Origin of the sequence: Streptomyces sp. NPDC058964 (assembly GCF_042741275.1) — a bacterium.
Lineage (GTDB): Bacteria > Actinomycetota > Actinomycetes > Streptomycetales > Streptomycetaceae > Streptomyces.
This window is the reverse complement of record NZ_JBHYKH010000580.1, coordinates 866-5,447: the sequence shown is the minus strand read 5'-3', so window position 1 is coordinate 5,447 and position 4,582 is coordinate 866. Positions and strand designations below refer to the sequence as shown.

Below are 4,582 nucleotides of genomic sequence, written 5' to 3'. Positions count from 1 at the left end.
TCTTCTGACCGGCACACGCTCGAAAGGGACGACTCATGGCACTCTCCCGTTCGGCACGCCTGGGGGCCGCCGTCACCGCGGCGGCCTCCTTCATGGTCATCGCGGCCTCCTCCGCCCCCACCCCCGGCGCCGCCGGCATCGGTGACCCGTACTTCCCGCAGCTCGGCAACGGCGGCTTCGACGCCCGTCACTACGCCCTCGACATCGCGTACAGCCCGGACTCCGGCCGCCTCGACGGCCGTACGACCCTCATTGCCCGCGCCACCCAGAACCTGTCCTCCTTCGACCTCGACCTGCAGAAGCTGGAGGTCACCGGGGTCGAAGTGAACGGCAGACGGGCCTCGTTCACACGCGACGGCGACGAGCTGGTCGTCACTCCGCGCGCCACCCTGTCCAGGGGTCGTGTCTTCACGGTCACCGTCACCTACGGCGGCGTTCCCCAGCCCCTCAACGGTCCCATCGTCTTCGGCTCCGACTACGGCTGGATGAAGACCGGCGACGGAGTCTTCGTCGCCTGCGAGCCCAACGCCGCCTCCACCTGGTTCCCGTCCAGCGACCACCCCTCCGACAAGGCCACGTACGACATCCGGATCAAGGCGCCCGAGGGCCTGACCGGCGTCTCCAACGGCCGGCTCGTCTCGACGTACGACAAGGGCGGCTCGACGTACAGCCACTGGCGGGAGGGCAGGCCCATGGCGACGTACCTCGCCACCGCCACGATCGGGAAGTTCGACGTGCGGACGGGGCGGACCCCCGGCGGCATCCCGATATACGTCGCCATCGACCCGACCCTCGCGGGCGGCAACGCCGTCGACGTGTACGCCGTCACCGCGGCCGCCACCGACTACTGGTCCCAGGTCTTCGGGCCGTACCCGTTCGAGGAGACCGGCGCGATCGTCGACGACATGCCCGAGGCGGGCTTCTCGCTGGAGGTGCAGTCCAAGCCCGCCTACTCGGCCGTGCGCAACGAGACGACGATCGTGCACGAGCTGGCCCACCAGTGGTTCGGCGACTCGGTCAGCGTGGCGCACTGGAAGGACATCTGGCTCAACGAGGGCTTCGCCACCTACGCCCAGTGGCTGTGGGCGGAGCACCAGGGCACCCGCACGGCGCACGACTCCTTCCGCGCCGCCTACGACAGCCGCCCGGCCGACTCCGCCTTCTGGCAGATCACGGTCGGTGACCCGCAGCGCGACACCATGTTCGCCTCCGCCGTCTACCAGCGCGGGGCGATGGCGCTCCAGGCCCTGCGCGAGCGGATCGGTGACACGGCCTTCTTCCGGCTGCTGCCGGCCTGGACCAGGCTGCACCGCTACGGCAACGCGGACACCGCCGACTTCATCCGGCTCGCGGAGCGGATCAGTGGGCGGCAGCTGGACGATCTGTTCCGGACGTGGCTGCTCACGACAGGGAAACCGGCCATCTGACCGAGCATTGCAAGGTGTGCACCCTTTTTTGGGTAAGATTGCAAGGGTGCTCCAGCAACTCTTCAGCCCCTCCGTCCAGCACACGCTCGATCTCGTCGGCATCTTCGTGTTCGCGATCTCCGGCGCGCTGCTGGCCGTCCGCAAGAACTTCGACGTGTTCGGCATCGCCGTCCTCGCCGAGGTCACCGCGCTGGGCGGAGGGCTGTTCCGCGACCTGGTCATCGGGGCGGTGCCCCCGGCCGCGTTCACGGACACGGGGTACTTCCTGACCCCGCTGCTCGCCGCGCTCCTCGTCTTCTTCCTGCACCCGCACGTGGAGCGCATCCAGGCCGCGGTCAACGTCTTCGACGCGGCCGGCCTCGGTCTGTTCTGTGTCGCCGGCACGACGAAGGCGTACGACTACGGACTCAACCTCACCGCGTCCGCCACCCTGGGCCTGGCCACCGCGGTCGGCGGCGGTGTGCTCAGGGACGTGCTCGCCAACGAGGTGCCGTCGCTGCTGCGCTGGGACCGCGACCTCTACGCGGTCCCGGCGATCGTGGGCGCCACCATGGTGGTGCTGTGCATCCACTACGACGCGCTCACCCCCTTCACCACGGGCCTCGCGGTCGTCACGGCCTTCGTCCTGCGCCTGCTCGCGATGCGGTTCCACTGGCGAGCTCCGCGGGCGTGGAACCGTCGCTCGACGGTGACCGAGGAGTAGTCCCCGGCCTGGCGTGGCTCTGGCCCATCTGCAGGGTCAGCCAGCGGAAGACCGTCGTCACCTGAGGCCGCCACAGCGCCATGGTGTGGCCCCCGGCGCTGCGCGGCAGGAACACCACATGCACGCTCGTCGGCGCCTTGGCAGCCGATTCGAGGGCCACGCCCGCCTGGTAGCCGTCGCCGGACTCGCCGGAGATGTAGAGGGCGATCCGGGGCGGGACGGCGGCCTTCTTGAGGATCAGGTAAGGATTGTTCTCGGCGCGCGCCCGCGGGCTCTGGGCGGCCAGCGAGTTGCGCTCGCCGATCGGGTCGTTGTAGCCGGACATGCCGACCGCCGCCCGGTAGCGGTCGGGGTGGGCGACCGCCAGCTTGACCGCGCAGTGCGCGCCCGCCGAGTACCCGGCGACCGCCCAGCCCGCCGGGGCGGGGTCGGCGCGGAAGTTGTCCATGACCATCTTCGGCACGTCGAGGCTGAGCCAGCTGTCGGCGTTCACCTCGCCCGGAGTGTTCGCGCAGCCGGTGTCCACGCCCGCCAGCAGATTGGTGCGCGGTGCCACCAGGATGAACGGGGCCACCTGGCCGCTCCGCATCAGCGGCAGCAGCTGCTCGTGCGCCCTCAGCGCCCCGAACCAGGCCTTGGCCGAGCCGGGGTAACCGGGCAGCACCTCCACCACCGGGAACTTCTTGTGCCGGTAGGCCGGCTCGCCGTACTGCGGCGGCAGCCAGACGTAGACCTCGGCGTTCACGCCCGACACCCGCCCCTTGAGCTGGGTCACGCGCACCCCGCCGGCCGTGCGCATGCCCGGTCCGTCGGCCGCCTTGAACTGCTGCTTCACCTTGGGCAGCGTCTTCAGCGCTATGCCGCCGGTGCCGTCCCGGCCGAGGTTCGCGGCCTGCTGGACGTGGTTGCCGGTGCCCAGCAGGTCGGCCCAGTTGTCGTAGAGGTTGTTCTGGTTGTTGACCAGGACGAAGACCAGGGTGACCGCCGTACCCTGGGCGAACAGCAGCATCAGCACCCGGGCCGCGACGCGCAGGACCTTGGGCCCGCCTGTCCTCGACCACAGGGCGAGCGGCAGTATGAGGGCGACGACGGACAGCACGACGGTCGTGTAGAGGAACGGAGTCCCGGTGAGGCTCATGTCCCCATAGAGGGGAATGGAGGGCCCGGGGTTGTGGACGTGTCCGGACACTTACCGAGAAATTGCCGGAACCTCACTCGGCAGGCGGATCATCATGTCATCCGTTCGCAAATCCAAAGCTACCGCTTAGTAATTTCTTCTTGTACCGTTCACTCATGCCAGAAGCAGCTACCGCACCCTCCCCCACTCCCGGCTTCGATCGAGCGGGGGGACCCCCATCGCGGGCCGTGATCGGCGACAGTGAGTTCGACCGCGACACCGCGGTCACCCGGCGCGAGCCCGGCGTCCACGACATCGACCTCTCCGCCGGCTGGACGATCATCAACGCCGTCAACGGCGGCTATCTGCTGGCCGTCCTGGGCAGGGCCCTCGCGGACACTCTCCCGCACCCCGACCCCTTCACCATCTCCGCGCACTACCTGACGGCGTCCCAGCCGGGCCCCGCGGTGGTGCGCACCGAGACCGTGCGCACCGGCCGCGGTCTCTCCACCGGCCAGGCCTCCCTCTTCCAGTACGACGAGCAGGGCGAGGAGGTCGAGCGCATCCGCGTTCTCGCCTCCTACGGCGACCTCGACAGCCTCCCCGACGACGTCCGTACGACGGCGGTGCCGCCCGCCTTCCCGCCCATGGACCAGTGCTTCGGCCCCGAGGACGGTCCCGCCCCGGTCGAGGGCAGCTCCGCCATCGCCGACCGCCTCATGCTCAAGCTCGACCCGGCCACCCTGGGCTGGGCCCTGGGCGCGCCCTCCGGCAAGGGGGAGATGCGCGCCTGGTTCGGTCTCGCGGACGGACGCGACGCCGACCCGCTCTCGCTGCTCCTCGCGGTGGACGCCCTGCCGCCCACCGCCTTCGAGATCGGCCTCAAGGGCTGGGTCCCCACGGTCGAACTCACCGTCCACGTACGTCGTCGTCCGGCCCCGGGCCCGCTGCGCGTCTCCATCACCACCCGCAATCTGGCCGGTGGCTTCCTGGAGGAGGACGCCGAGGTCTGGGACAGCGAGGACCGCCTGGTCGCCCAGTCCCGGCAGCTGGCCCGGGTCAGGCTCGGCTGAGCGGCTCCCGCCCCCCGGGCCGGGCCCGTGGCGGATAACCTGACAGATTCCGTCGACATTTGCGCCCGGCCCACGGGGGCGGGATTCTGGGCCGGTGAAGTCGGACCGCCTGCTGTCGATCCTGCTGCTCCTGCAGACCCGGGGCCGCGTCCCGGCGCGTGAACTCGCCGGCCGGCTCGAGGTGTCGGTGCGCACCATCTACCGTGACGGGGGGGCCCTGTCGGCCGACGGGGGTGACGGGGTGTCGGTCGCGGGGCGGCGC

At 70.4% G+C, this 4,582-nt stretch carries 5 protein-coding genes; 4 read left to right on the top strand and 1 reads right to left on the bottom strand.

The features are described 5' to 3' along the window. Positions 1–35: 35 nt before the first annotated feature. Positions 36–1,427, top strand: a complete 1,392-nt coding sequence (locus ACFW2E_RS40710; protein WP_384475303.1) for a M1 family metallopeptidase — start codon at positions 36–38, stop codon at positions 1,425–1,427. Between the two features lie 46 nt (positions 1,428–1,473). After that, entirely contained in the window at positions 1,474–2,130 is a 657-nt protein-coding gene (locus ACFW2E_RS40705; RefSeq protein ID WP_384475300.1) for a trimeric intracellular cation channel family protein, read from the top strand. On the opposite strand, the gene ACFW2E_RS40700 is transcribed toward ACFW2E_RS40705, so the two are convergent. Next, positions 2,039–3,268 (bottom strand): alpha/beta hydrolase, encoded by a 1,230-nt coding sequence (locus tag ACFW2E_RS40700; protein ID WP_384475297.1) that lies wholly within the window; start codon positions 3,266–3,268, stop codon positions 2,039–2,041. The genes ACFW2E_RS40705 and ACFW2E_RS40700 overlap by 92 nt on opposite strands. A 155-nt stretch (positions 3,269–3,423) precedes the next feature. On the opposite strand from ACFW2E_RS40700, the gene ACFW2E_RS40695 reads away from it, so the two are divergent. Beyond that, positions 3,424–4,320, top strand: coding sequence for a thioesterase family protein (locus tag ACFW2E_RS40695; RefSeq protein WP_384475295.1), 897 nt, complete (start codon positions 3,424–3,426; stop codon positions 4,318–4,320). Positions 4,321–4,414: 94 nt separating this feature from the next. Continuing rightward, on the top strand, positions 4,415–4,582 hold a 168-nt coding region (locus tag ACFW2E_RS40690), incomplete at its 3' end, for an HTH domain-containing protein (RefSeq protein WP_384475308.1).